Source organism: Vibrio sp. 2132-1, assembly GCF_033344315.1.
This window is the reverse complement of the sequence record NZ_JAWPON010000617.1, coordinates 1-579: the sequence shown is the minus strand read 5'-3', so window position 1 is coordinate 579 and position 579 is coordinate 1. Positions and strand designations below refer to the sequence as shown.

Here is a 579-nt window from a genome sequence, read left to right as displayed (position 1 = left end):
TACCCAAGTAAAGCATTAAAACGCAAGGTTGAAGGCTATGTGATCATGCGCTTTACGATTGACACGACAGGTCGTCCAAAAGACATTGAAGTGATCGATGCAGAGCCAAAGCGTATGTTTGAAAAAGAAGCCATTAGCGCGTTGAAGAAGTGGAAATACCAACCCAAAGTTGAAAATGGTGTGTCGATTGAGCAGTTCGGACAAACCGCAAAAGTGGAGTTCAAATTAGGCAAATGATGAAGAAATTCTTAATCACAACGCTGCTTAGTTTGACCGCAGCCAGTGCGATAGCTCAAGAGCTTAGCCAGTACACCGCATCTAGAGTGCAGCGTGCGCACAGCTTAGCTCAAGAAGAGAAGCTTAAAGAAGCGATCTCAACTCTCGAATCGTTAGATCTATCGCGTGGCTACGATCAAGCGTTTGTTGCTCGTATGCTTGGTATTTTTTATTGGCAGAATGAGCAAGTTAAGCCTGCTATCAAGCAACTGGATTTCGCGGTAAGCAGCGGTTTATTGCAAGACGAGCAAGCGTGGCAAACACGTAAAATGCTAGCGGATATTTTGTTGAACGAACAACAGT

General features: G+C 44.4%; 1 protein-coding gene and 1 pseudogene. Both read left to right on the top strand.

What is annotated here, in order from left to right; genetic code table 11:
- On the top strand, nucleotides 1-237 hold a 237-nt coding region (locus R8N47_RS27005; protein WP_318186341.1), incomplete at its 5' end, for an energy transducer TonB.
- Nucleotides 234-579: pseudogene (locus R8N47_RS27000) on the top strand (hypothetical protein); the annotation flags it as partial. The gene R8N47_RS27005 and the pseudogene R8N47_RS27000, both read left to right, overlap by 4 nt.